This window comes from Paenibacillus sp. FW507-14B1B (assembly GCF_058781425.1).
Map to the genome: position 1 here is coordinate 122424 of NZ_JBYSWS010000004.1, position 25369 is coordinate 147792.

Annotated in this window: 25 protein-coding genes; 17 read left to right on the plus strand and 8 right to left on the minus strand. The window is 43.7% G+C overall.

Features of this window, described 5'->3' with window-relative positions; genetic code table 11:
* Window positions 1-182 precede the first annotated feature (182 nt).
* Together AC3WJJ_RS19305 and AC3WJJ_RS19310 are read left to right on the plus strand one after the other, a co-directional pair.
* On the plus strand, window positions 183-3035 hold the full coding sequence (locus tag AC3WJJ_RS19305) for a cohesin domain-containing protein (protein ID WP_492543273.1): 2853 nt from the start codon (window positions 183-185) through the stop codon (window positions 3033-3035).
* A gap of 168 nt (window positions 3036-3203) precedes the next feature.
* Window positions 3204-3656, plus strand: coding sequence for an SRPBCC family protein (locus tag AC3WJJ_RS19310; protein WP_492543275.1), 453 nt, complete (start codon window positions 3204-3206; stop codon window positions 3654-3656).
* An 82-nt stretch (window positions 3657-3738) separates the two neighbouring features.
* Here the strand turns inward: AC3WJJ_RS19310 and AC3WJJ_RS19315 are convergent, their stop codons facing one another.
* Window positions 3739-4182 carry a MarR family winged helix-turn-helix transcriptional regulator gene (locus AC3WJJ_RS19315; RefSeq protein WP_492543277.1) on the minus strand — a complete coding sequence of 148 codons (444 nt, stop codon included), beginning with the start codon at window positions 4180-4182 and terminating at the stop codon, window positions 3739-3741.
* 120 nt (window positions 4183-4302) lie between these two features.
* Between AC3WJJ_RS19315 and AC3WJJ_RS19320 the strand changes: the two genes are divergently transcribed.
* From AC3WJJ_RS19320 to AC3WJJ_RS19355, 8 genes are all read left to right on the plus strand, one after another.
* Entirely contained in the window at window positions 4303-4890 is a 588-nt protein-coding gene (locus AC3WJJ_RS19320; protein ID WP_492543610.1) for an NAD(P)H-dependent oxidoreductase, read from the plus strand.
* 67 nt (window positions 4891-4957) lie between these two features.
* Window positions 4958-5782 carry a Cof-type HAD-IIB family hydrolase gene (locus AC3WJJ_RS19325; protein WP_492543279.1) on the plus strand — a complete coding sequence of 275 codons (825 nt, stop codon included), beginning with the start codon at window positions 4958-4960 and terminating at the stop codon, window positions 5780-5782.
* A gap of 150 nt (window positions 5783-5932) precedes the next feature.
* Window positions 5933-6604 (plus strand): YdeI/OmpD-associated family protein, encoded by a 672-nt coding sequence (locus AC3WJJ_RS19330; protein ID WP_492543281.1) that lies wholly within the window; start codon window positions 5933-5935, stop codon window positions 6602-6604.
* 188 nt (window positions 6605-6792) lie between these two features.
* Window positions 6793-7506, plus strand: a complete 714-nt coding sequence (locus tag AC3WJJ_RS19335; protein ID WP_492543283.1) for an ABC transporter ATP-binding protein — start codon at window positions 6793-6795, stop codon at window positions 7504-7506.
* Window positions 7499-9097 carry a permease-like membrane multi-spanning protein gene (locus AC3WJJ_RS19340; protein ID WP_492543285.1) on the plus strand — a complete coding sequence of 533 codons (1599 nt, stop codon included), beginning with the start codon at window positions 7499-7501 and terminating at the stop codon, window positions 9095-9097. Before AC3WJJ_RS19335 ends, AC3WJJ_RS19340 begins: the two co-directional genes overlap by 8 nt.
* Before the next feature lie 136 nt (window positions 9098-9233).
* Window positions 9234-9743: a DUF4358 domain-containing protein gene (locus tag AC3WJJ_RS19345; protein ID WP_492543287.1), complete on the plus strand. Its 510-nt coding sequence runs from the start codon at window positions 9234-9236 to the stop codon at window positions 9741-9743.
* Window positions 9744-9749: 6 nt separating this feature from the next.
* Window positions 9750-11135, plus strand: a complete 1386-nt coding sequence (locus tag AC3WJJ_RS19350) for an MBOAT family O-acyltransferase (RefSeq protein WP_492543289.1) — start codon at window positions 9750-9752, stop codon at window positions 11133-11135.
* Window positions 11136-11155: 20 nt separating this feature from the next.
* Entirely contained in the window at window positions 11156-12304 is a 1149-nt protein-coding gene (locus AC3WJJ_RS19355) for a DHHW family protein (RefSeq protein WP_492543291.1), read from the plus strand.
* Window positions 12305-12323: 19 nt separating this feature from the next.
* Here AC3WJJ_RS19355 and AC3WJJ_RS19360 read toward each other — a convergent pair whose 3' ends face one another.
* Window positions 12324-12674, minus strand: a complete 351-nt coding sequence (locus tag AC3WJJ_RS19360) for a hypothetical protein (RefSeq protein WP_492543293.1) — start codon at window positions 12672-12674, stop codon at window positions 12324-12326.
* Window positions 12675-12728: 54 nt separating this feature from the next.
* Complete coding sequence (locus tag AC3WJJ_RS19365; RefSeq protein ID WP_492543295.1) at window positions 12729-13619, minus strand: diacylglycerol/lipid kinase family protein; 891 nt, start codon at window positions 13617-13619, stop codon at window positions 12729-12731.
* A 212-nt stretch (window positions 13620-13831) separates the two neighbouring features.
* On the opposite strand from AC3WJJ_RS19365, the gene AC3WJJ_RS19370 reads away from it, so the two are divergent.
* From AC3WJJ_RS19370 to AC3WJJ_RS19380, 3 genes are all read left to right on the plus strand, one after another.
* On the plus strand, window positions 13832-14608 hold the full coding sequence (locus tag AC3WJJ_RS19370) for a hypothetical protein (protein WP_492543297.1): 777 nt from the start codon (window positions 13832-13834) through the stop codon (window positions 14606-14608).
* Window positions 14609-14668: 60 nt separating this feature from the next.
* The gene (locus AC3WJJ_RS19375) at window positions 14669-15409 is read left to right on the plus strand and encodes a Bax inhibitor-1/YccA family protein (RefSeq protein WP_422658853.1); all 741 of its coding nucleotides are present in this window, start codon (window positions 14669-14671) and stop codon (window positions 15407-15409) included.
* Window positions 15410-15579: 170 nt separating this feature from the next.
* The gene (locus tag AC3WJJ_RS19380) at window positions 15580-17061 is read left to right on the plus strand and encodes a protein adenylyltransferase SelO (RefSeq protein WP_492543299.1); all 1482 of its coding nucleotides are present in this window, start codon (window positions 15580-15582) and stop codon (window positions 17059-17061) included.
* Window positions 17062-17162: 101 nt separating this feature from the next.
* Here the strand turns inward: AC3WJJ_RS19380 and AC3WJJ_RS19385 are convergent, their stop codons facing one another.
* On the minus strand, window positions 17163-18143 hold the full coding sequence (locus AC3WJJ_RS19385; RefSeq protein ID WP_492543301.1) for a DMT family transporter: 981 nt from the start codon (window positions 18141-18143) through the stop codon (window positions 17163-17165).
* Between the two features lie 160 nt (window positions 18144-18303).
* On the opposite strand from AC3WJJ_RS19385, the gene AC3WJJ_RS19390 reads away from it, so the two are divergent.
* Window positions 18304-19197, plus strand: coding sequence for a LysR family transcriptional regulator (locus AC3WJJ_RS19390; protein WP_492543303.1), 894 nt, complete (start codon window positions 18304-18306; stop codon window positions 19195-19197).
* A gap of 43 nt (window positions 19198-19240) precedes the next feature.
* On the opposite strand, the gene AC3WJJ_RS19395 is transcribed toward AC3WJJ_RS19390, so the two are convergent.
* A complete protein-coding gene (locus tag AC3WJJ_RS19395; protein WP_492543305.1) occupies window positions 19241-20203 on the minus strand; it encodes a catalase in 963 nt (320 codons plus the stop codon).
* A gap of 79 nt (window positions 20204-20282) precedes the next feature.
* Complete coding sequence (locus AC3WJJ_RS19400; RefSeq protein ID WP_492543306.1) at window positions 20283-20966, minus strand: Dph6-related ATP pyrophosphatase; 684 nt, start codon at window positions 20964-20966, stop codon at window positions 20283-20285.
* 143 nt (window positions 20967-21109) lie between these two features.
* On the opposite strand from AC3WJJ_RS19400, the gene AC3WJJ_RS19405 reads away from it, so the two are divergent.
* The 3 genes from AC3WJJ_RS19405 to AC3WJJ_RS19415 all read left to right on the plus strand — a co-directional run bounded on the left by AC3WJJ_RS19405 (window position 21110) and on the right by AC3WJJ_RS19415 (window position 23066).
* The gene (locus AC3WJJ_RS19405) at window positions 21110-21478 is read left to right on the plus strand and encodes a DUF4180 domain-containing protein (protein ID WP_492543308.1); all 369 of its coding nucleotides are present in this window, start codon (window positions 21110-21112) and stop codon (window positions 21476-21478) included.
* A 108-nt stretch (window positions 21479-21586) separates the two neighbouring features.
* Window positions 21587-22594 (plus strand): DUF1835 domain-containing protein, encoded by a 1008-nt coding sequence (locus AC3WJJ_RS19410; RefSeq protein ID WP_492543310.1) that lies wholly within the window; start codon window positions 21587-21589, stop codon window positions 22592-22594.
* A 91-nt stretch (window positions 22595-22685) separates the two neighbouring features.
* Entirely contained in the window at window positions 22686-23066 is a 381-nt protein-coding gene (locus AC3WJJ_RS19415; protein ID WP_492543312.1) for a nuclear transport factor 2 family protein, read from the plus strand.
* A 56-nt stretch (window positions 23067-23122) separates the two neighbouring features.
* Here AC3WJJ_RS19415 and AC3WJJ_RS19420 read toward each other — a convergent pair whose 3' ends face one another.
* Both AC3WJJ_RS19420 and AC3WJJ_RS19425 read right to left on the minus strand, forming a co-directional pair.
* Entirely contained in the window at window positions 23123-24259 is a 1137-nt protein-coding gene (locus AC3WJJ_RS19420) for a glycoside hydrolase family 18 protein (protein ID WP_492543314.1), read from the minus strand.
* Between the two features lies 1 nt (window position 24260).
* Window positions 24261-25361, minus strand: a complete 1101-nt coding sequence (locus tag AC3WJJ_RS19425) for an acyltransferase (protein ID WP_492543315.1) — start codon at window positions 25359-25361, stop codon at window positions 24261-24263.
* Between the last annotated feature and the right edge of the window lie 8 nt (window positions 25362-25369).

Genomic DNA, 25369 nt, shown 5'->3' on the forward strand with positions numbered 1-25369 from the left:
TATCCTAAACTTAGGCTATTAAGCATTGTAAGCGATCTCATATTTTGTTATATACGTTACCTAAGATTTATACATACTTGTAAAATCACAAGCTTTATATAATAAAGTCGCACCAAATAAAAGGTGTTCAGACGAAGAGCAAACCATGAAGAGGAGGTGAAGTAACTCGTTGGTTAGCAGAAATGTTTAAAGCAAAAATCCTAATCAAAGGAGAGGTTGTAGTGAAGAACAAGGTTTCCATATTTCTTATTTGTATTATGTTGCTTACTTATATCGTGGATTTATCTCCAAAGGTATCGGCAGAATCATCCACAGATTTGACAAATGTAGCTTTGCAAGCGGTTGCAAGTGCGACGGCAGGGACAAGTCAGAATAAGATTGGCAGTGTTAATGATGGAAATATGACTATAGGATGGGTAAGCAACAATTTTACAATGCCAGCCTATGTAACACTTGATTGGGGGGTGAATCTGGTCACCACGAGTAAAATTTCAATATCGGCCAATTTTGGTCCCAGACAAGGGATAACGACGATGGACCTTGAATTTTTTGACGGTCAAACCTGGCAGATAGCGAAAGCAGATATTACGCTTAACTGGACGAAAAATGAACAAGCTGCTGAAACATTAGATATTACTTTTCCAGAAATTAAAACGAGTAAGCTTCGTATTAAGGTAAAATCCGCAGCACAGACATGGAGTGGATATGCGATTATGGAATGGCAGGTATGGGGGAAACTTGATTACTCAGCCAGCAGTGTAGCCGGATCTATTACAAGCATTAAGAAGCCAAGCCGAGGTCAGTTGGTGCTTGATCTTCCAGCTGTACCTGAGGGATTCGCTGTTCAGATCCATTCGTCTGACCGGGAAGATATCCTCGCTTTAGATGGAACGATTTCACCTACATCAAGTGACGAGAAAGTTTCCGTTGTGCTCGAAGTCATTAAGCTTGCAGATCAGACCAAAGCTAACACAGTAGCCCTTCAGGTTCTGATACCAGGTAAACCACCTGAGAACTATTCGATTACGTTACCTAAAGAAGATACAACAAGCATTATCAAAAATCCGGCGATGGGTTGGGTATTGTATGTTGAGGAATTTGGCGGTGGCGGAAATACGATGGTCAATATGGATGCACAGACGTATTGGGATACCGTTGATCCGCATATAGATGCTGCGAGTATACTTTATATTCGAGTACCATGGTCTCGGATGGAGCCATCCGAAGGGCAATACGCATGGAATGTGGATGAGAACTATAAAAAGTTAGTGAAGATGGCTCACGACCGCAATATAAAACTTGCTTTCCGCGTTGTCATAGACAGCCAAGATGTACATATGCAGGCGACGCCGCAGTTCGTGTTTGATGCAGGTGCAAGAGGGGTTCCGACCGCTTCTAACACTAACTTCAAGACACCGATTGTCACTGACCTAATTTTTAGAGAGAAATTTGAGAACTTCGTTCGGGCATTTGCAGAGGAATACGATGATCCTAGTATCGTAGATTTTGTTGATGGTGGCGGTATGGGCTACTGGGGTGAAATGTACACCTTTAGTCACAGCATGACGAAGGCAGAGAAAGACAACACGTTTAAATGGATCGTCAACTTATATGCAGATAACTTTAAAAAGGTATTGATTGGCCAACAAGACGCAAGCAGTTTTGATTGGGCATTACAAGACTGGGCTTATGAAGAAAAAGGCTTCATACTTCGTAGAGATAGCTATGGCAGTCCAGTATATTTTGATCAAACGCAAAAAGACCGAATTGTAGCCCATTTTCCGGCAGTACCGGTATTTGCGGAGAATTGTTATCAGAACTTCGTATCCAGAGCTTCCTCCTGTGATGGTCAGAATAAGCCGATTCGTAACATGTTAACTAGGGTGGTTAACGATGCGCTGTACACGCATGCTAATACTCTGGATTTGAGGCATCCGGAGGATGTCATCGAATTCTCGGTGAATCATCCCGAATTGGTGGAGAAGTTCGCCTTGCAAGGTGGATATCGCTTTGTCTTGAATGAGGCAGTCTATCCAGCCACGCTGAAGCTTGATACGCCCTATAAGATCTATCATTCGTGGAAAAATACGGGTGTAGGTAAATTGCCTAACGATCTGCCGAATTGGGGTCACAAATACAAAGTTGCCTTTGCACTGCTAGATCCAGAAACCCAGCAACCTGTATCTATGAGTTTTGATAAGGCAGAACCAGCTGACTGGATCAAAGGTCAAGATTATAGCTACACTGGAGATTTTGAAATCAGCGATGTTCCGGATGGGACATATGATTTGGCTGTGGCGATTGTAGATAGCACAAACAACAATAAGCCAGCCATAAAGCTTGCTGTTGAAGATCGGATGACGAGTACCGGTTGGTATGCGCTTGGTGAGGTGAAGACTTCTTCCATCTCTACACCAGCAGAGACGAAATCAACACTGTCTGCTGCCAGCAGTACCGTGCAGTCGGGTAAGGAGTTTCATGTTAACTTCGGAATGCGAGATGTGACACAGCATGTATATGCGCTTGATACCTCAATGGACTATGACGCCAATCTTGTAGAGTTTGTATCTGCAGAGTCAGCGAGGGAAGGCGTCAACCTCGTAGAGTTGGTGAATAATACGCCAGGCAAGCTGCGATTCATCATGGCCAGTACAGGATCGGCCAATGCGATTACATCGGATGTACAGCTGCTGAATCTAGTCTTTAAGGCAAAGACAGTAGAGCAGCCGGTTGAAACTATTTTATCCGTGACGGATATGACGATGGGCGATGATACGGGAGCAGAAACAAAAGGCGCCCCATCTACGATCAACATTCAGATTAAACCAGAAACGGTACCTCCGGTTAACTCAGGAGATGTTAACAATGACGGTAAGGTGAGTATCGGGGACCTAGCCTTAGTAGCCGCAAACTACGGTAAAACTTCGGCAAGTGCAGATTGGGAACAAGTAAAGCATATGGATCTAGATAAGGACGGCAAGATTGATATCTTAGACCTTAGTTTTGTAGCACGTAAAATCGTGAGTGAACAATAGCTTAATAACGGAATAAAGGGCACCCTTTTGGGTGTCCTTTATATTTAGTAAATGAAGTAGATTGGTTTGACCTAAGCTTTGGAGCGTTTTTAGCTGCATCGTATCAGAGATCTCGGACAAGGGCACAATTGAAAATATTGGAGCATTGGATATCAGGAGGTCAAGATTTTGAAGCAATGGTCAAGCGAAATTGAGATTAATCGTCCCATTGAGAAGATATGGTTGTACTTGGATGGTCCGCTCGAACAGATGCGAAAGATTATGCCGCAGATGATAGAGAATAAGCCAATTAGGCTTAAGGATGATGTGGTGGGCAGTATTTACCGCCAAAGATACAATGACGGCAAACGTACCAAGGAATATGATGTCCATGTGCTAGAGTATTCCAATCAGCCGAACGATAAAAAACTGAAGATTGGGTTCACGCTCGCGAATAGCTTTGAGATCACGGCATTATATGAATTGCATCGTATAGATGACCAAAAGACGAGATTTAGATACACAACAACCAATAAAGCATTGAAGTGGCTGTTCAAGTTGTTCATGGTATTTGCGAATGAAAAAGTTGTTGTTAAATTTCTGGAGAGGGTAAAGAGGGTCGCTGAATCTGAGGCGAACTGAAGAAGGGCATTCCCATTACGGGAGTGCCCTTCTGTGCTCAGCGGAAATGCTAGCGTATGATATTCGTACTCTTCATCATGACTTACTCTTGATAGAATACCTTGGACTGAAGTAACTGCAGGGCGCGGTTGATCTCCTCCAGTTCTTCTGGGGAGGTATCGCTCAAGCGGCTTAAGAATCGGCTGCCAATCCGCTGAAAGGCTTCGTTCATTATCGCCTGTCCTGCTTCGGAAAGTCGTATAAATTGTTTGCGGCGATCCTCAGCCACATCAAACTTCTCACATAGATTCTTCTCCGTAAGCTTCTTTAGCTCACGACTCGTGTTCGGCATCGATATATGCTTACACTCACTAATCTGACTTAGGGTTACGGGCTGGCTAACCGCAATATACTCCAGAATGCTATATTGAACGGGCGTAATGTCATCTGGTTTAATGTCTTTAGTTAAGTCATAAGTCACTTCATGCACAGACGTTATAAAGGTTAAGAATTGCTGGAAATAGGCTTCTTGAGTTTTAGGGTCCATCTGCATCACCTCGTAAGGAAAAGATATCAAACTAATTATCACAACACAATTATCATTTGACAACTAATTCGAGAGATGATACTTTTTAGTTATCAAATGATAATTAATGGGGTGGCACTAGTGAACGTCTTGGTCATTTATACGCATCCGAATCATCAGAGTTTAAGCTATGCATTTTTGGAACAGGTCATTCGAGGTAGTGGTGCGAATGCTCAGATCAAGGACATCCAGGTGCTTGATTTATATGAAGAGGGCTTTGACCCGGTTCTCGTATTTAACGAAACGAAGCGTAGAAGGGATATGCATAGTGATCCGAGACTTGAGAAGTATCGCCAGCAGCTTCTTAAGGCAGATAAAATCGTATTCGTATATCCAATCTGGTGGGGACGTCCTCCTGCTATGCTGCTCGGTTACATCGACCAAATGTTTGCTTCGAATTTTGCCTATAGAGATACAGGCGGGCTTCTACCAGAAGGTCTATTAAAAGGAAAGTCTGTTGTCTGTATTTCTGTCATGAAGGGACCCGTGTTCTATCCGCTCTACTGGCTTAATAACGCACACAAGGTTCTCATGCGAAAAGCTCTGTTTCAATATGTGGGCATACGAAGGGTGAAATTCTTCGAGTTTGGTAGCATGGAAAGTGCTAAGGGTAGACATGACAAGAAACTGAATCGAGTCTACCAATATTTTAAATCCGTAGCCAGGTAACATACATAGAGCTAGCAAGTAAGACGTGATATAGTAGATGAAAAATGATGTAAAGGGATGCTGGAGAATGAAATATAAAATGATTGTGCTGGATCTCGATGATACACTGCTTCAGGATGATGGAACGATCTCTGCAGGCAATAAACAAGCATTGATGGCTGCGCAAGAAGCGGGCGTTAAAGTCGTCTTGGCTTCAGGACGCCCAACTTATGCGATGAGAGCACTAGCGGAAGAGCTGGAGTTGGAGCGCTTTGGAAGTTATATTCTCTCATTCAACGGGGCGAAGATTATTAACTGGAAGACTCAAGAGGAACCTTTTAGTAGCACATTAACACCTGAAATGGCTCATACTCTATATGACCTGAGTGTAGAGGAAGGTGTATCTGCACTTACTTATGTGGGGGATGAGATTGTAACGGCATCAGCTAACGAATATACAGCCATTGAATCAGACATTACAGGAATGAAGATCGTAGAAGTGGAAAGCTTCGTAGACGCTGTACAGGTGCCTGTTGTTAAAGTGCTAATGGTGGCAGATCCAGAACGCTTAGTTGAAGTGGAGAAGAAGTTGAAAGAGAAAATGGCAGGGCAGCTAAACGTCATGCGCTCGAAGCCCTTCTTCCTCGAATTTACCGAGGATGGTGTTAACAAAGGAACAAGCTTGAATCACCTGATTCAGACGCTTGGCATTGAGCGCTCCGAGGTTATTGCAATGGGAGACGGGTACAATGATGTTGCGATGATCGAATTCGCTGGTCTAGGCGTTGCCATGGGGAATGCACCTGAGGAGATTAAACAATTAGCTGACTATGTTACCGATACGAATATGAATGACGGCGTAGCTAAGGTGGTTGAGGAGTTTATTTTAAAAGATTTGGTTGTGACAACGTAGTCCTCATATTAAATACATGATTCAAGAAAACGCCTAGCTGGGCGTTTTCTTTCTATTATCAATGAAGATAACACCTTTCAGCATTCATTATGATTCATTGTTTGGGCTATAATTAAGTTAACGAGATTCTACTGTAGAGGATGAAGTTAATTGTCTAAATCAATTGTAGAGAAGTTGAAGCTACATAAATATAAGCAAGTTGCCATTCTGAATCAGCCCGAAGGAACGGATTATTTGGCAGAAATGACAAGCTACGATACTGTGCTCAAGGATCAGGCGTATGATCTGATTTTCGCTTTTGTATTGGATATGGCATCATTAAACGAGCTTGTTGACCGAGTTATTACACATGAGCACCTGAATCCAGGAGGCTATCTTTTTGCCGCGTATCCCAAAAAGGGTAACAAGGTGTACGAAACGTACATTCATCGGGATGACCTGTTGTCTGGTTTAGGCAGTGATGAGGAAGGGTATGTGGGGACAAGCAACATTAAATTTGCTCGTATGGTCGGGCTGGATGAAGTCTTTACCGTGGTTGGGTTTAAAGAAGATGCTAAGGGAAAACACAAGATTTCCGCGAAGGCCAGCCAGTCTGTAGATGATTATATTGACCTCATTCCAAGTGTAGAAAAGGATCTGGAGGATACACCAGAGCTGCTGGCTTTATACCAAGAACTCACCCCGGGGTATCGCAAGGATTGGGCGCGTTATGTGTATAGTGCTAAACAAGAGGCGACGAAAGCCAAGCGCCGAGAAGAAATGAAGATGATTTTGAAAGCTGGTTATAAAAGTCGCGAGCTCTATCGTAAAGATCAACCATAGATCGCAATAAAAATTCTAATCAGCTAAAGCTATGTTGTGTCTGAATGTATTGGTAATGCTACCTCTAAGGTAGCTTTTTTGCGTTTGATTGAACCGCTACAGCTCTAAAAATCTTAGCTTTTCCCATTGAACGTTCTCTCCCATTTAAACGTACTATAGGTAATTTTCAAGAAGAGGGTGAGGGGCAGATGCTTACAATTAAGCATTTTACGAAGAGTTACAAGGGTGGGAAAAAGGCAGTAGACGACTTGAACCTTGTTGTTGAACGAGGGGACATCTACGGCTTTATCGGACATAACGGAGCAGGGAAGACAACGACGATCCGGTCTGTGGTAGGTGTTCTGGATTTTGAAGAAGGCGAGATCGAAATTGACGGCATCTCGATTCGTAAAGATCCTTTAGCCTGTAAGGCGGTAACTGCGTATATCCCCGATAATCCGGATATTTATGAGCATCTGACAGGCATACAATACTTGAACTTTATCGGTGATCTTTACAGTGTATCGAAGGCTAATCGTGAGGCACGTATTCAAAAGTACAGCGACGAATTTCAGATTACACCTCATTTAGGTGATATGATCTCATCTTATTCCCACGGTATGAAGCAAAAGCTAGCGATCATATCAGCTCTTATTCATAAACCGAAGCTGCTTGTCCTCGATGAGCCTTTTGTCGGTCTCGACCCGAAAGCAGCACATACGTTGAAAAGGATTATGGCAGAGCTGTGCCGAAACGGCAGCGCCATCTTCTTCTCCACGCATGTGCTTGATGTAGCAGAGAAGCTGTGCAATAAAATTGCGATTATTAAAGGCGGGAAATTGATCACCCACGGGAAGACAGAAGAGGTCAAAGGTGATCATAGTTTAGAAGATGTATTCCTGGAGCTAATCAACAATGATTAATATATGGAGATTGACGAGAATACAGCTGCTTGCTTCCTTTGGCTTAAATAAGGCACTGCATACGCATGATGTGAAGGAAAGACGGAAATGGATGCTGCTGAGTTTCTTAATGCTGCTGAGCATGGTCGTTATTGCAGGGGCCTCATTTAGCTACAGTTATGGGATGGCGATGACTTTTGAACAGATCGGGCGAATGGATCTACTGCTTGCAATTATGATGGCGGCAACCTCCGTTATTGGATTCTTCACTACCATTTATAAGGCAGGCGATGTATTATTCGGTTTCAAAGACTATGACTTGGTCATGTCGCTGCCTATAAGAACGAGTGATGTTGTAGCAAGCCGCGTTCTCCAGCTTTATGTAATTAATTTATTTTTCAGTTTAATCGTGATGGTTCCAGCAGGTGTAGTGTATGCAATAAAAATAAACCCGGCTGCACTTTACTATCTGTATTTTCTTATAACGCTCGTGTTTATTCCTTTAGTCCCGATCATCGGGGCGACCATCATCGGGGCTCTGATCAGTTGGGTTTCCTCTCGGTTTAAAGGCAGCCGCATCATCAGCCTTGTGCTCACGTTTGCAGTCATCATTGCCTTTATGCTCAGCTCGTTCAGCATGAACGGGAATGAGCAGCTTCTTACGGAACTCGGTACACAACTGGCAGATATGATATTCAAGCTGTATCCTCTTACAGCGATGTATGTAGATAGCGTCTGCTCATATCAACTGGATTCCCTCTTGTTATTCATAGCGATTTCGGTGCTTGTCTTTATGATGTTTACTTACGTGTTAGGGACAAGGTTTAAAGCGATTCATACAGGTCTCACTTCTTCGCATGCAAGTAGTAAGTATCAGATGAAGGAGCTGAGAACCTCTTCTCCATTTCTCGCCCTGTATAAGAAGGAGCTTCGTCGATATATAAGCTCTTCTCTATATGTGCTGAATACAAGCATAGGTATGGTGCTACTACTGGTGATGTCGATCGCTTTATTGTTTGTTGGCCCACAGACATTTGAACAATTTCTTGAGATTCCGCAATTATCTGAGTATTTAAGTAGATTGGCGCCGTTGTTTGTCTCCTTGTTCGTTATCATGAGCTGCACCACGGCATGCTCCATATCCTTGGAGGGAAATCACTTATGGATTTTAAAGAGCTCTCCCGTATCGAAATCGGACATTCTGCTTAGTAAAGTTGCGGTCAACCTTACCGTTACCATCCCCATGCTTCTAGTAAGCGGAGTGCTGCTTATTTTCTCACTGGATACGGGATGGTTAGAAAGTTTACTACTGCTAGTGATCCCTGGTATGTATGCTTGTTATTCAGCTTTGGCTGGCGTGCTTGTTAACTTGAAACTGCCTAATCTCACATGGACAAGTGAAGTTACGGCCATCAAACAGAGTGCAGCCGTTATCGTATCGATGTTAGTTAGCTTATTAAGTCTGATCATTCCATTTGGATTGTCGATGCTACTCACTGACATGAACGCCAATCTAATACTACTTGTGATTGCAATAGTTATAGGTGTGATAAGCGTCGTGTTGTATCGATATATCCAGAGACATGGGGAAAGGCTGTTTCAGGCCCTTTGACTTAAGGTGCATCGGCATGGCTAACATATCTGTGTAAATTTTGGGAAACCTACAAAGGGTGAAACTTTTTAACTGCCTCACACGTCTCTAATGCTAGAATACAAATAACTATAACTATTCGAGGAGCGTATACACCATGAAGAAAAAACCCTTTGTTCTTATGTTAGCCATTCTGCTTACCCTGGCGCTTAGCGCATGTTCCAGTAACGGCGATAACAGTAACGGCAATAAGGCAGAAGAACCGATTGAACCTACTGTATCTGTAAAAGAAATGGTTGATAAGATGCTTGCAGACATTGAGCAACCTGCTTTAATGGAGCTTGATGCAGACGGCGTGAAGCAGCAATACCATGTAGACCTTGGATTGCTTGAGGAATACTCTGTACGAATTCCGATGATGAATGTGAAATCTAACGAACTTTCCATCTTGAAAGTTAAGGATGCAAAGGATATTAGTGATGTTGAGGAAGCTGTCAAAAAACGTGCAGCAGATGTACAGAAGTCATTCGAACAGTATCTTCCGGACCAATACGAAAATGCCAAGAACTATAAAATTGTTACCAAAGGCAACTACGTGCTATTCGTCATTTCTGATCAGGCTGATGCATTTGTGAAGTCATTCGAACGTTTCTTTGAACAAAAATAATCACCCATGCTATTCAGCAGCCTGCTATTCCTATTCGTATTTTTGCCTTTGGTCCTTGCGCTGTATTACGTTTCGCCATGGCGAATTAAGAATCTAATCTTATTCCTAAGCAGCCTTATATTCTATGCGTGGGGAGAGCCTGTATACATTGTAATCATGCTCATCTCTACCATCACGGATTACAGCTTCGGTCTTCTACTTAGTAGGCCGGGGCTAAGTGCTGTTCAGCGAAAATGGATTGTTGTCAGTTCTGTGATCGTTAATTTGGGGTTATTATCTTATTTCAAATATGCAGATTTTCTCATTGGGAATGTAAATGAACTGCTGGGTACGAATATTCCACTTACAGATTTGCCTCTACCGATCGGGATATCTTTCTATACGTTCCAATCGATGTCTTACATCATTGACGTTTACCGGGGAACGGCTAAAGCGCAGCGAAATTGGATCGACTTCGGTACATTCGTAGCTCTCTTTCCGCAATTGGTTGCAGGGCCAATCATTCAATACAATTCCATTGCAGAGCAGCTACGCAAGCGTTCGATGAATACGGAGAAATTTGCTCAGGGGGTCCGTCGCTTTACGATTGGACTGGCGAAAAAAGTGCTGCTTGCTAACAATATCGGCCTTCTCTGGGATACGATATCAAATTCGGATATTGGAACGATGCCTGTATTAACGGCTTGGCTTGGCATTATTGCATTTGCATTCCAGATTTATTTCGATTTCAGCGGTTATTCGGATATGGCTATCGGTCTTGGCCTTATGTTCGGGTTCGAGTTCAACGAGAACTTCAATAAGCCCTATATCGCACAGAGCATCACAGACTTCTGGCGTAGGTGGCATATATCCCTAAGTAGCTGGTTCCGTGATTATGTTTATATCCCTTTAGGTGGTAATCGAAGAGGACTTGGGATTCAAATTCGCAATATTCTAGTGGTCTGGATATTGACAGGAATTTGGCATGGGGCAAGCTGGAATTTCATGCTGTGGGGGCTGTACTTTGGTGTCATTCTCATCATCGAAAAGTGGTGGGGGCTTCGTCTTCTTAGCCGCTTACCGCGCTTCGTAAGACATCTCTATGCTATTTTATTAATTCTTATCGGATGGGTGCTCTTTGCATTTGACGAGCTGCCGAGGGTGCTGAGCTACTTGCAAGCAATGATCGGACTTAACCATCAACCTTTGCTGGACAGCAGCACTTTATATTTTGTGTATACCAACGCAATCTTGCTTATCGTATTAGTCATTGCATCGATACCAAGGAAGCCTCTCTTGAAGCATGAGTCTCGGCATCTGTTCTCTCTGATCGGATATGGCTTGCTATTCTTCCTGTCCGTAGCCTACTTAGTAGATGCAACATTTAATCCATTTCTATATTTCCGATTCTAAGTAGAGGAGGCCAGAAGACCATGAAGCAAAAGGCAGATCGGATATTGGTGGTAGGCTTTATACTAGCGCTGTTTCTCATGTTCATAGCCTTTCTCATTCTGCCGAAGGAACGATTCTCGGAATTGGAAAATCGGGTGCTTCAGAGTGCCCCGAAACTGACATGGGACAATCTGATGTCCAAGAAGTTTGCAGATGACGCGGAGAGCTTCGTAACCGATCAATTTCCGTTTCGCTCTGAATGGTTAGCGGTGAAATCCTCTATTGAGCAGCTACGTCTGCAGCAAGAGAATAACGGGATTTATAAGGGAAGCGAAGGTTATTTGTTTGAAAAATTCAGCGATCCGGATTATTCAAAGGTAAAGCAGTATGCGGAGGCTATCAAGAAATTTGCAGATAGCCATGCCGAGGCACATACGACGCTGATGCTTGCACCGACATCAGTAGGGGTATACCCAGACCGTTTACCATGGCTTGCTCCGAATTACCCTCAATTGAAGGTGAATGAATATATCGCAGATCTTATGCAGGATAGCGTGTCTTTCCTGGATGGATTTACGTTTCTTAGTCCTCATGCGTCTGAGCCGATCTATTACAGGACGGACCATCACTGGACGACAAGTGGTGCTTACTTGGCTTATGTAGCCTATGCCGAGCAGATGGGATGGAAGCCCCTGTCCAAGAAGGATTTCGACATTCAGACCGTGAGCAATTCGTTTCTCGGAAGTTATCATACGCGGAGTCAGTTTAGCGGTGTAAAGCCGGATACGATTGAAGTCTACAAGCCTAAAGTGCCGGTATCAACCGAGATGTATATCGCAGATACAGATAAGACGTTTACGAGCATGTATGATGAAAGCTTTTTGGACAAAAAAGATAAGTACTCCTACTTCCTAGGCGGGGTTCATGCGCTTATGAAGTTTACAAGTAAGCTTGATCCTGCAGTGGTTAAGCAAGAGAAGTTGCTAATTATTAAAGACTCTTATGCGCACAGCGTAATCCCGTTCCTGACGCTCCATGTGCCCGAAATTCATGTAATCGATATGCGTTATTATAACGGTAGTATTAGTAAGTATATGGCTGAGAATGGGATAGAAGATGTGCTGATGCTCTTTAATACAGCGACTTTTGTGGATAATCCTGCACTATTGAAGCTGGATGCGAAGAAGTGAATATGATTTAAAACCAAAGTTAGGGCTCTCCGGGAATGGAGAGTCCTTTTTTTAGAAACATATCTTTGGCTTCTTCCGTTTTTTCATAGTCAGGGAACTTGTCAAATAGAACTTGGAGGTAGGCCGCAGCTTTTTCCTGATCTTCTTTCATATATTGTTTAGCAGCAAAATAAAGATCATCGGGTGATAAGCCCTTAGCTGCTTGATACAAACTGTCCTCTAAGTAAGCTCTTTGATCTTCTAAGTCAGATATTCTATTTTGCAGTCCTACATTCTCATTCGTGAGTCGCTCTATTTCAAACTTAGTGCTGTTACATCCACTTACTAGCAATAGTAGACAAACTGATAACAAGACCCGTTGTTTCTTCATGTTCCCTCCTAGGAATAAAATCGATCTGCTCATCCCCTGATTTCAAATGCAGAATTAGTGTTCCTCGGGCACAATCACTTCGATATGACGCTGCATAATGCTGAGTTCAATGGGGAGAGCGGGGCCTTCCTCTCCATCAACATTGGTCCTGACCGTCTCTGATGAGCTGACATGAACTTGTTTAGCTGTGAAATATACGACATCGTTGTGGTCTTTTAGACTGCCTAGCAGTAAAGACATACTTGCCGAAAGGGTGCTGAATATATTTAGATTCTTAATAATAAAGCAGTGGATCAGACCATCGTCAACGGCAGCATGGGGTATGAGCTTCTCGAACCCTCCAACTGAATTGGTCAGTGCAGCGAGGAATAGGCGGGATTCTCCTTCCCACGTCTTGTCATCATACTGAATCGATAGAGGATGGACCGGATTGTTCATTAGTTCTTTAATACCTTCCTTAAGGTAAGCAAAGGCACCAAATCTAGATTTATCCTCTGATGATACGGTAGATAACGTTTCTGCAATGGAGCCTGCGGCAATGACGTTGAGGAATAGTCGGTCATTTACGCAGCCCGTATCCACTTTTTTGACGCGATTGGAGGTTAAGGTGTGGATTGCTTCATTCGGGTCTAGCGGAATATGTAGTGCTCTCGCAAAATCATTGACCGTTCCGAGAGGGACGACCCCTAGTTTCGGACGGTAGTCTTGATCGATGAGTCCATTAATCGTCTCATGAAGTGTTCCATCACCGCCGATGGATACAACGAGGTCATAACGCTGCTCGCATGCAGTGATACAATAACGGGTTGCGTCCCCTTCCTTTTTCGTCTCATTTACCGTGACCTCATATCCCTGATTACCTAATATTTGGTGTATGCTTTTTATGTAATTCAGCGCCTCTTCTTTGCCGGACGAGGGGTTAATAATAATCATGGCCTGTTTCATACACATGCTCCTCTCTTTAATTGTACTTAAAGATCTTACTAATTAGGTACTTATTATTTACCCGAAAAGAGAGCAGTGAACTTTCTTATAGCGTAGAATGAGTCTGAGTATGGTAGAGATGAATGAAGAACTGCTCTTAATCAATGCAGCTAACAAGGAGATGAGAAACCATAATCTATAAATCAGCTCCGTACATTTTAGTTCTAGCGATCATGATCATTGTCATGGATGGTCTTTGGGTCATTGAAACGTATGATTCATGGATTGTCTATCCGGAGGAAGCATGGGTGTATTTAATTGTGGGATTAAGTTTAATGAGTGTGGCTTTTTTCATCATTCATCATGGCAAGATTCAAGCTACCCAGGAAATCAATAAAGACTCAGGGGAATACAGAGATAATAGGGCATTCATAGATAAGATGTGGAAAGAACGAACAGAGGTGGGGAGTAAGCTGTTTATGTTGCTCATAATTATATTCGCAGTCATCTCTATTTTTGATTTTGGTGTGGCGCTTAGTCTCCTGCGACCCAGTATACTCATCGGCATGATTTTATATGGATTTCTTTATATTATGAAAAGTAATACCGAGGAAGACGCTGAGACCGATATTCTACCCAAAAGCCCGAAAATGCGGTCTTTCCTGCGATGGATCGATAGTAGAGAACATCCCTTTAGCATACCGTTCATTCTGTTTCTGATCATTGTACTGACTTTTCTGTTATCAAAGGAATTCGGGTTTATACTTAGTCTTGAGACGAGTGGAAATCCCAGATATGTCATGAGTTTACCGATTGGCGCGTCTATTACAGCAGGATTGGTTTATGCAAGTGTGTATATATATATCATTCACCATTGTGATTTTTTGGGGATACGCCAAGTTAAACAAAGTGATTATAAAATGATGGTCATTCATTTTTCCGGAATTATCACTTGTGGAGCCACTTTTTTTATCTGGCTCGTGACCGTATGTGAAGCATTATTTTTTTGAGTCCTAAAATATACCAGTTCATGATACACTAGAAGTAAAAAGGATAGGGGAGGCATTTATTTGTTCGGTCGTAGCGGAAATCCAACACTGAATGAAGATACATTCGAGAAGAGTAGGCAGTATGGTGATCAAGAGACCATGACCATTGGCGGGACGGTTAATAAATCGTTCATGCTGTTGGCACTGCTAATCGGGGCAGCGATTATATCGTGGGTTATGTTTTTTGAAGGGTACGACGTATTTCCATTCATTATCGGTGGAGCGATTGCGGGCCTGATTCTTGCACTTATTATCAGTTTTGTACCAAGGTCGGCGCCGTTTCTAGCGCCAATCTACGCTGTTGTAGAAGGCTTACTGCTAGGGGCTTTATCCGCTAATTATGAGGATTTATACTACGGCATTACCTTGCAGGCTGCACTGCTGACGATGAGTATATTCCTTGGTATGCTGCTTGCGTACAAGTTCGGCTTGATCAAAGCGAGTGCTGGCTTCAAAAAAGGAATAATTACAGCTACATTAGGCATTATGCTTGTGTATCTGCTCAGCTTTGTCCTTGGCATGTTCGGCGTCGCTGTTCCTTACCTGCATGACAGCACGCCAATCGGGATCGGAATCTCGGTGGTTATCATCATTATCGCAGCCTTGAATTTCATACTCGACTTCAACTTCATTGAAGAAGGGGCACGTGATGGGGCACCGAAATACATGGAGTGGTATGGCTCCTTCGGTCTTTTGGTTACACTCGTATGGTTATATATCGAAATTATCCGTTTGCTTGCGAAGCTAGCGAATCGGGATTAGAGCATAGTTGGTTAGATGAAATCGCTGCTTGGGGAATATCCTAAGGCAGCGATTTTCTTCTTCCTAGCATAATAAATTTTTGTAAGTCAAACCCTAATAGAGCCTAACTTGTGGTTATATAGAGAATAGATAATACGAATTAATTACAATGCTAGAAGAAGGAGACCAACGTGACGGATCAAAAACATACAATAGATATAGGATGGAACTTCGATAACAGTTATGCAGAACTGCCGGACCTCATGTACACCAAACAGGACCCTACACCTGTTCGTGCTCCTCAAATCATTGCATTCAATGTGCCACTCGCTGAAGCGCTAGGGCTAAATATAGAGGCGCTGCAAAGTAACGAGGGAGCAGCTGTGTTCGCTGGTAATGAGATTCCACCGAGGGCCTTGCCACTCGCACAGGCCTACGCTGGGCACCAGTTCGGACATTTCACCATGCTGGGCGATGGTCGTGCTATTCTGCTGGGTGAGCAGATCACACCGCAGGGTAAGCGAGTGGACATACAGCTTAAGGGAGCAGGCCGCACTCCATATTCCCGTGGAGGCGATGGACGAGCAGCTATTGGACCGATGCTGCGTGAGTATATTATCAGCGAATCAATGCATGCGCTAGGCATTCCTACGACCCGCAGCTTAGCAGTAGTAGCTACGGGGCAGCCTGTTACACGTGAGAGGGACCTTCCTGGTGCCATCCTAACTCGTGTGGCATCAAGTCATCTTCGTGTCGGCACATTTCAATATGCTAGGGGTGCAGGAACAACGGAGGATCTCCGAATTTTAGCGGACTACACTCTTCAAAGACATTATCCAGATGCGGATCGTGGTACGGATGGGAATCGCTATCTTGTATTATTGCAAGAGGTCATCAAGCGCCAAGCGGATCTGATTGCGAAGTGGCAGCTTGTTGGTTTTGTTCACGGAGTCATGAATACGGATAATATGACCCTCAGTGGTGAGACCATTGATTACGGCCCGTGTGCATTTATGGATACATTTAATCCGTCCACCGTATTCAGCTCGATTGACTCTCAAGGGCGCTATGCCTATAGCAATCAGCCATATATTGCGGCGTGGGATCTAGCTAGGTTGGCGGAAGCTTTATTACCACTAATCCATGAAGACGAGGATGAGGCAATCAATCTGGCCGAGGATGCACTCGCATCATTTACGGAGTTGTATTACAATCACTGGCTGGCAGGAATGCGGGCGAAGCTGGGGATCTTTCATGAAGAGGAACAGGATGAAGCGCTGATCAAGAGCCTTCTTGGGATGATGCAAAAGCACGGAGCGGACTACACGAACACATTCCGAGCATTAACACTTAATCAATCGGAGGTTACTGCTTTGTCTGGTAGGACCGAATTCGATTCTTGGTACGCACAGTGGCAGGAGAGACTTGGCCGGCAGGAGGAATCGGAGACGGAGTCTCGGGAGTTGATGCGCAGTAGCAATCCTGCGGTAATCCCGCGGAACCACCGGGTAGAAGAGGCACTTGAAGCAGCGGAGCAGCAAGGTGACTTCAGTGTCATGGAGCGGCTCCTCAGCGTTCTTGCCAATCCCTATGCCTATTCGCCTGAGCAGGAGGAATACGCGGCAGTACCGCCTGAATCGCCGCGTCCTTACCGCACGTATTGCGGTACCTGATAAAAGAAACATCAGCAGTCTGCATACTACGTATTAACTTCATTAATGACAAAACAAATGACAATACAAAAAAGGGCCGAGAAGGCCCTTTTTATATTTGTTTATTTTCCTTGAGGAGCCAAGTGCTCCGGAGCACCTGCATAAGCTTTGGGCTCATTAACGATTGTTTTTTTACGCTGGTATGCATGATTCCGTATAAGGGCAAAGATGATGAGCAATGTCCCATAAAATTCAAAACTGCTAATCTGGTAACCTTGAAAAGACATAAGAACGAAGGTCGTAATGGGAACAAAGTTAATGAATAATATGCCGTTTACCGGTGTTAGCCATTTGATTCCTTGATTCCAGCAGAGTAAGGCAGCAAGCCCTGGCAGTAGAATCATAAAGGCCATTTCGTATTTAATCGAGAGGATCGTCGTCCATGTTGGAACAGGAATCACATCAAAAGCGGAGCCAAGGGTAACGATGACGAAGGATACCGCGGTTCCTAATAAGCAAGTTAGCGTAGAGTAACGCAGGATCGACCAACTCTCGAAATGGCTTCCCCCCATGGAATAGACAACCCATCCTAATACACCTACAAAAATCAGCAATAAAGGAACAAGATGTTGTCCAGCCATCGTAAAGAAGGTGAGTTTCCCATTGGTGATCACGAGTATAGCACCAACAAATGCGATAGCTACACTTCTAAGCATATATGTATTCGGTGATTTCTTGGTTGTGATCCACAAGATCATAATGGAGATCATTGGCATCAGAGACTCCATAATGGACGCGGCGACGGCACCTGCTTCGCCCATAAGCTGCTGTCCGAAGAAGATGCACATATTATAGACCGTAAATGCCATCGTGCCTAAGAATAACAATGTCTTGCCGCGTCCCTCAAGACGGAATGCCGATCTCCCCTCTTTGAGCCACAGCATCACGCTAAGGATAATAGCAACAACGAAATAACGGATAAACGAAAAATAGAATGGATCAATCTGCTGTAGCGCGATATGTGCAACAGGGAACATAGCCCCCCATGACATACTTGCGATCAGGCATAGTATGGAGCCGATGATGATCTGTTTCTTATGCATGTAGTGTCTCTCCCTACCCTCTCTTTGTTTGTTTGTCTGTATCATTCATCATAGGAGGGCGAAAGACTTTAGTAAAATGATTGAAAATAAAGTTTATGATCATTTATAATGATACCTTGCGAGTATGAGCACAGTTCAGAGAGCCAGAGGTGAGGCAGATATGGAATTTAATGATTTGAAAGTTTTTCACGCTGTAGCTACACATGGAAGTGTAAGTAAAGCTGCAATCGAACTTAATTATGTTCAGTCTAATGTGACAGCTAGAATTAAGCTGCTTGAGAAGGAGCTTCAGACTCCGTTGTTCTATCGGCATAAACGAGGAATGATCCTAAACTCGGAAGGCAAGCGGCTTCTTGAACAATCTAGAGAGATTTTATCGGGCATGGAGGAGCTGAAGCGCACATTTCAAGATCATTCGAACCCCTCCGGCGTGCTGGAGATTGGTGTTGTGGAGACGGTGAATGCTCTCCCAACGATATTGTCCTCTTATATTCAAAAGTACCCAAATGTTGAATTATCTTTAAAAGCAGGTGTGACTGAGCTTCTGATGCAGCAGGTAATAGATATGAAGCTCGATGGAGCCTTTGTGACAGGCCCGATTAGACATCCATTCATTGAGCAAGTTGAGGTTATTCAAGAAAAGCTGGTGCTCGTCACCAAAGATAAGACCTTCTCCATGGAGGAAATAACGAAAAGGCCCTTATTGCTATACAATAAAGGCTGTGGATATCGTGATCGGTTGGAAAGCTGGATGAAAGCCGAAGGGATTATCCCTAAACAGATCATGGAGTTTGGAACGTTCGGAACCATTATTGGTAGTGTAGCCGCTGGAATTGGAATCACCATTTTTCCGGAGTCATCCATTTCTGACCTTGTTGACAATGGTGTCGTGTTCTGCCACGAGTTACCTGAACCTTACCATGAAATCACGACCATTTTTATTCATCGAAAAGATTCATATGTAACAAGTACGCTACAATGCTTCATGGACGAGATTGTTGCTCGGACTCGTTTCCAGCAGGAAATGACGCCAGCATGTACAGAGCTTCGCTGATATATAGCTTAGGCAGCTATCTCTACCTCGAATCGCCAGAGCTTCAAGTAGACTTAGTCTCTTGACTTCGTCTGTGATAAGACTCGGAGTACACGGTACTTCGAAAACGAAGAATCGGGTCATCTGTTAACGCCATGCCAGAGGATATCACGGTTGGGTCCATGACGAGATCCTGCGGCTCCTGGATAATCTCACTGATGTAGAGACGACCAAGATGAATACGCTGCCTGTCATCCGGCCAGGATTGTGTAGGATCATCAGTCGGGTCATCTTCCTCACCGAGAATCGCAGAAAGCTGGAAGACGGCAGGATAACGCTGAAGTCGAATTTGAAGCTCGTCCTCCAAATACCGCTCAGTCTGCTGCGATACCTCCTTCAAGGATAACGTATGAATGCCTTCATCCGGTATCCATTCAAACTTTACGGGACGCTTGTTCCCTTGTGGATCCACCAAGAAATAAGCATGTATGCAGTAATAATGACAAGTCGCATAGCTTGCAGGCGGCTTCAGGTGTTTCACAGCCAGCAGGCTTTCCTTGCTCTCAGAGAAGTGGCTGATCATCTCCTGAATGAGATCGATTGGACCTAGGTCTCCTTCTTGCGCTTGATGTACAGTGCGGATCATGTCTACAAAAGATTCTGGGGTACGGGCGAAGAAGACAGGTACGGTAACACCAACCAGATTGGAGATGCCACCGCCTGGTAAGGAGAACTGAACAGCCATTCCCTTAGCGGGTGATAGCAGATCTGCCATTGCAGGATCAGTCGAACTGCCTGAGAAACGGACAATGGCCGAAACCTCCTGCTCTTGGAATTGGGGTGCAGTAGTAAAGGCCGAAGCAAGGCCGCTCGGGTGGAAGACAGCGTGAGCGCATATGCCTTTGGCATGCGCGCGGCGGTATCCAGGGTGAACACCGGATAAATTCTCAATGGCATGAACTGCTTCTTCAGACAGTGTACGATCACTCTCTGATTGAGAAGCAGGTCCTGAATGGATATCGGACATTTCTCGAAACCTCCTTTAGCTGTTTCATAGCTTCTTCTTATTACCACGTACATATTCTGAGTTAAGCAGGTATATTGTATTATTCTAGCTCAAGTGGCAAAAAGGCATACTCATCCTGTCTCCATATCTCACATTTACGGACAGAAATCGGGTTTTTGAAGAGAGGACCATCTAAAACAGTCGTATGGAATTCTCCGCCTTCGCCGCATGGGTCAATCCCACGAGCTTCAAGCTCTTGGATGTAGTCAAGGGTTAATACCCGACCTAAATCGTCTTCTCGCATCCCTAAAGATAGGTTTACTGTAACTACGATGGTCTTAAATCCAAGATGGATAAACTCCAAAACCGCTTCTTTATGATCCATCTCCCATAGTGGCATCCCAAGCCCTAATCCAGCATTCTTCGTAACTTTGTCATGCCAGCAGCCATGGGCAGGCATATCGAGATCTCCGGTCACTAACACTTCCGCGCCTTGATGCTTTCCCTGTTCTAACAGCTTCATGAACACTTCTTCGTATTGTACCCAGCTCGCCGCTGCTGTATATACCGGCAGACCTATGGAATCAGCCTGTGCCTGAATAAGCGCAGGAGGCATGCCGTGGGATCTAGAGCGTTTCCCTTCCTCTTCAAGCATCACAATGAGCCCAATAGCTTCTCCTTCTTGCATCGCTTTATAGAGAGCGAGAATGCTATCTTTTCCCCCGCTAAATGAAGCTATGAATTTACGCCCAGAGGCACCATTTTTCCAATTCGTATTTTCCACGTTGTAATTGTTCTCCTTTATTATCTGTATGGGTCTTATTGTAACACCTATAAAAGGGTATTAGTAAAGCAGGGAACAGCATGAATATGTTAGAATTGTTGAATTAGAAGCACGTATCCTACATATGGATGGTGAGGTTGAAAATGAAAATATTTGTTGATCAACAAGGTAACTCCAAGGTCGCAATTGTAGAAAGCTCAGACATTATCATACGAGATGTTCAAGACGCTATGGATTTGATGGCTTCTGTTCAATACAACCACGAATGCTCCAAAATACTAATTAATAAATTGAACGTCATCGAAGACTTCTTCGAGCTAAAAACGAGGCTTGCAGGCGAGATTCTACAGAAGTATGTGAATTACAGAGTGAAGCTTGCAATTGTTGGAGATTTTGAGGGATATAACAGCAAGAGCTTGAAGGATTTCATCTATGAGTGCAATAACGGCAAGCAGGTGTTCTTTGTGAGCAATACAGAGGATGCACTTCAGGCTCTACATCAGAGTAATTAAACATAGATTGTTGCACGGGATTATGGATTTGAAAAAAACTAAATGGGTACTCTCCCCGTAGCCGATTTGATCTCTGTATATAACGATCTGTATGAAGGAGGAAAAGGCGTGCTGCATATTGTAAATGGGGATTCGGTGGCAGATAAGCTGCGGCAAGGTGTTGTACAAGGGGAAATCCTTGTATGGAGGGAAGTCTATCCACATGGTCCTGTGTTTGTTAACGCTGATGAACGAGGGCATCGTGCAGTACGAGCGGAGTATTTAGAACAGACGATGGGAATCCCGCGCGCTGTATTTATACAGGGATGCGAGCAGCAAGAGAAGGCGCTGGCCGATTTTCATAAATATGAGGAAATTGTATTATGGTTCGAGCACGATCTGTTTGATCAGACGATGCTGTGCCATTTACTTCACTGGTTCTCTGAGCAGTCGTTGTCAGATACGAAGCTTAGCTTATTATCGATCGGTGAGTATCCGGGAATAGAGCTGTTTCGCGGACTCGGGCAACTCTCCGTGGAACAAATGCAGACGTTATCTGGGACTTGGAAATCGATTGGTGCAGAGGAACTGGAGTTAGGGAAAGCGTTCTGGAAGGCGTATACGTCAGAGGACCCAGAATTGCTGCAGCAACTGCTTGACACGGATACGTCCGTTTTGCCGTATGCACATGCTGCATTTCAGTGCCATTTGGCACGGTTCCCTTCGACACAGAACGGGTTAGGCATCGTGGAGCAGACAACACTTGAGGCAGTGCGAGCTGGACTACAAACGCCGAAGGCGTTATTCAAGCAGGTAGGAAACAAGTTAAATGATCTAGGCATGGGTGATTTAGAGTATTGGTATATTCTAAGACGGATGTCTCAAGACCCGTACCCATTACTTGAATTCGAGGAATCACATGCATTTCCCGATTACGCACAATCATCGACATCATTTCATAATGCCGAGATTCGTTTAACGGACTTCGGAAATCGGGTATTGGATGGGATCGATGACTGGATCACGAAGCAAGGGATCAATGAATGGTATGGTGGGGTGCATCTGCAAGGGAATTCTCCGCAGTGGCGCTGGGATGAGGGTGCACAGAAGATTAAGCGTACAGGTGCAGAGGTTTAATCTTATAGTAAGCAATGTATGGTGTGATTGTTTATAATCATAGATAGTTGTTTAACAACTAGAATACTCAGAAAACGAGAGGTGAAGGCAGATGATGTCACAGTCAGCGATGAAAGAAGCCTTACAGCAATACTTAGATGGCTTCAATAACAAGGACCATGATGCTGTAATTTCTCTTTTTGCAGATAATGCAAGAGTTGAGGACCCTGTTGGCGGGGGCCAAGTTTTAGAGGGGAAATCTGCGATTGCTCCTTTTTATCAGAGTAGTGTAGCTAGTGTGGAGAAGCTGGAGCTTGCCGCTCCCATTCGCGGTTCGCATGGGAATTCAGCAGCGATTGCTTTTATGATTTACGTGGAGATGGAAGGAAAGAAAGTCCGCATTCATTGTACCGATGTCATGACATTTAATGAAGCGGGTAAGATCGTAGATATGAAAGCCTATTGGGGCCCAGAGGATATTGAATTCCTGTAAAATACAAAGAAGAGGCTTATCCCGAGTTCACTTGAACTTAGGATAAGCCTTTTCTATTATTTGTTCAGGTTATCTGCGAGAAACTTGATAATCCCATCCTCTGCATCCTGAGCATACTGCCAGACCATTGCACCCGCGAGATTCTTGTCATGAATATACGTGACCTTTGCTTTGAGTGCCTCTTTATCCTCATAGCTGATGAATGTATCTCCGTTATACAAGTAGGCCGTTTTTGCAACTTTGTCATAGTAGCGTTTATAGCCATTTTTGTTCAAGTATTTCTTTACGATGTTCTTATAGCTGAGATCCACCTTATCAATATCAATCGGCTTTCCAGTTGTGAATGTGCCGTCTGTGCTGCTCTTCACATCTGTCCATCCGTAAGAGTATGCAGGGACGCCTAATAGCAGCTTTTCACTATTTATATCATGATCAAGGTACATGTTAACGATCTGGTCGATACTATGCTGGGATTTGTGCTTGCTATCGATGAATAGATTGGAGTTGAAACCGGTGGTATCCGACCATCTTCCGGTTAAGTCGTAGCTCATGATGTTGATGTAATCAACGTATTTCTCAACCTTTTTCACCTCGACATTCTTGAAATACCAGTCCTGGGTGCCTGAAGCGAAGGTGAGCAAATACTTTCTATTGTTCTTATGGGGGAGTCGGTACAGCTTTTCTCGCAATTCTCTCATCAAACTTGTGAAGTTCTTCGTATCTTCCGGGCGTGCTTTCTGTGTCTTCCAAGCATCAAATGCTGGGTACTCCCAGTCGATATCTATGCCATCTAGATCGAGCTCTTTCACCATGTTGATGATGCTCTCTGTGAACAGATAACGGCTGCCATCCATCGAAGCATCAGAGAAACCATCCACGCCATAGCCCCCTACAGCGAGTACCATCTTGGTCTTCGGATTATGTTCTTTTAGCTTCTTGATATTGTCCATAATTCGGCTGTTCTCCGCCGCATCTTCGTGAAAATACAGATCAGTTCCCTTGATTTTAGCAAATGCAATAAAGGCAATGTCTACATTCTTCTCTGAGAGTTTAATGTCTTTATAATCCTTCCACGCCTCCACATAAACCGATGTGATTTTACGGTCGTCAGCACTTGATGTCTGGTAGAAGTGGAGACCCATACCTGCGAGTAGTACAACAATGATGGCTTTGGTATACATGCTTATTCTCATATTAGCCTCGACCTCCGAATAACAGGTAAGTTATCGATTTACTTAAGTTCAGCATTTTGACGGTAATGTAGCTAACACAGAATATGATAGCAATATTCATGATGAGGCTAATGGAGGCCTCAAGAAGTGTTGCATCCACTGTCGTTTTGCTAGAGAACATAATTTCGACCATTAGATGAATGAGATAAATGCTGAAGCTGGCCTTGGCCATGGAGCCAATCAGTTTTTGAATTTTATGATTCGTTCTTTCATTCATCGCTTCTTCTTTATCTTTGAAAAAGACAAACAAACCGGCAGCCATAAAGAAGGTCGTAATTGAATAGTTACCGTAGAACATCTCATCGAGCACTCCGGTTCGAAGCGAAACGATGTAAGTCGCTATAGGTGTTAGGAAGAAGGAGAGTATGCCAAGGTTATAGATAATATTCTTGGTCTTAGCGGGTAGCTCGTAATGAAACAGATAGTATCCGAGAATAAAGTAGCCGAGGTAGCCCATAAAGAAGGGGATGTTCATGATGGGAATGCTTATGTATTGATCCGTTACTCGAAATGCAGCGTCTGAGACGAATCGATAAGCTACACTCACGATAAACCATAGAAGTAAGTAATATCTAAGGTCTCTTTCAGTGCAGGTCTTGATAAATTTGTTGATCAGAGGAACCGTCATGTAGATTGCAATAATGGCATACAAGAACCATAGATGAATATAGTTCGTGTCGGTAAGTAGACGATAGCCAAAATCGACGATGAATTCGTAGACGTTCATCTGGCTCTTTAAAATATAATACTGGTTATACAGACCGTAAATGATGGACCAGCTTACAAGCGGAATCAGCAGCGGTATAATTCTCTTTTTGTAGAACTGACGATAGGAATGAACCTCGGTTCGTAGAATCATCGCGCCACTGATCATGAAGAATACAGGAACAGCAAAACGCGATATCGAGTTAAATAGATTGCTAAGCCACCATGAAGGTGTGTTGAATTGATTGGAGCTAACTAGAAGTTCCGCTGTAAAGTGCAATATAATGACAGCGATGATAGATAGAATCCTCAGGATATCTACGTACAAAATTCTTTTATTAGGAATAACGGTATTCATAGTAATCT

Coding starts and splice junctions, on each gene's coding strand:
- AC3WJJ_RS19305 (WP_492543273.1), top strand. CDS start 183: ATGTTTAAAGCAAAAATCCTAATCAAAGGAGAGGTTGTAGTGAAGAAC.
- AC3WJJ_RS19315 (WP_492543277.1), bottom strand. CDS start 4,182: ATGGACCCTAAAACTCAAGAAGCCTATTTCCAGCAATTCTTAACCTTT.
- AC3WJJ_RS19325 (WP_492543279.1), top strand. CDS start 4,958: ATGAAATATAAAATGATTGTGCTGGATCTCGATGATACACTGCTTCAG.
- AC3WJJ_RS19335 (WP_492543283.1), top strand. CDS start 6,793: ATGCTTACAATTAAGCATTTTACGAAGAGTTACAAGGGTGGGAAAAAG.
- AC3WJJ_RS19340 (WP_492543285.1), top strand. CDS start 7,499: ATGATTAATATATGGAGATTGACGAGAATACAGCTGCTTGCTTCCTTT.
- AC3WJJ_RS19345 (WP_492543287.1), top strand. CDS start 9,234: ATGAAGAAAAAACCCTTTGTTCTTATGTTAGCCATTCTGCTTACCCTG.
- AC3WJJ_RS19350 (WP_492543289.1), top strand. CDS start 9,750: ATGCTATTCAGCAGCCTGCTATTCCTATTCGTATTTTTGCCTTTGGTC.
- AC3WJJ_RS19355 (WP_492543291.1), top strand. CDS start 11,156: ATGAAGCAAAAGGCAGATCGGATATTGGTGGTAGGCTTTATACTAGCG.
- AC3WJJ_RS19360 (WP_492543293.1), bottom strand. CDS start 12,674: ATGAAGAAACAACGGGTCTTGTTATCAGTTTGTCTACTATTGCTAGTA.
- AC3WJJ_RS19365 (WP_492543295.1), bottom strand. CDS start 13,619: ATGAAACAGGCCATGATTATTATTAACCCCTCGTCCGGCAAAGAAGAG.
- AC3WJJ_RS19370 (WP_492543297.1), top strand. CDS start 13,832: ATGATCATTGTCATGGATGGTCTTTGGGTCATTGAAACGTATGATTCA.
- AC3WJJ_RS19385 (WP_492543301.1), bottom strand. CDS start 18,143: ATGCATAAGAAACAGATCATCATCGGCTCCATACTATGCCTGATCGCA.
- AC3WJJ_RS19390 (WP_492543303.1), top strand. CDS start 18,304: ATGGAATTTAATGATTTGAAAGTTTTTCACGCTGTAGCTACACATGGA.
- AC3WJJ_RS19395 (WP_492543305.1), bottom strand. CDS start 20,203: ATGTCCGATATCCATTCAGGACCTGCTTCTCAATCAGAGAGTGATCGT.
- AC3WJJ_RS19405 (WP_492543308.1), top strand. CDS start 21,110: ATGAAAATATTTGTTGATCAACAAGGTAACTCCAAGGTCGCAATTGTA.
- AC3WJJ_RS19415 (WP_492543312.1), top strand. CDS start 22,686: ATGATGTCACAGTCAGCGATGAAAGAAGCCTTACAGCAATACTTAGAT.
- AC3WJJ_RS19420 (WP_492543314.1), bottom strand. CDS start 24,259: ATGAGAATAAGCATGTATACCAAAGCCATCATTGTTGTACTACTCGCA.
- AC3WJJ_RS19425 (WP_492543315.1), bottom strand. CDS start 25,361: ATGAATACCGTTATTCCTAATAAAAGAATTTTGTACGTAGATATCCTG.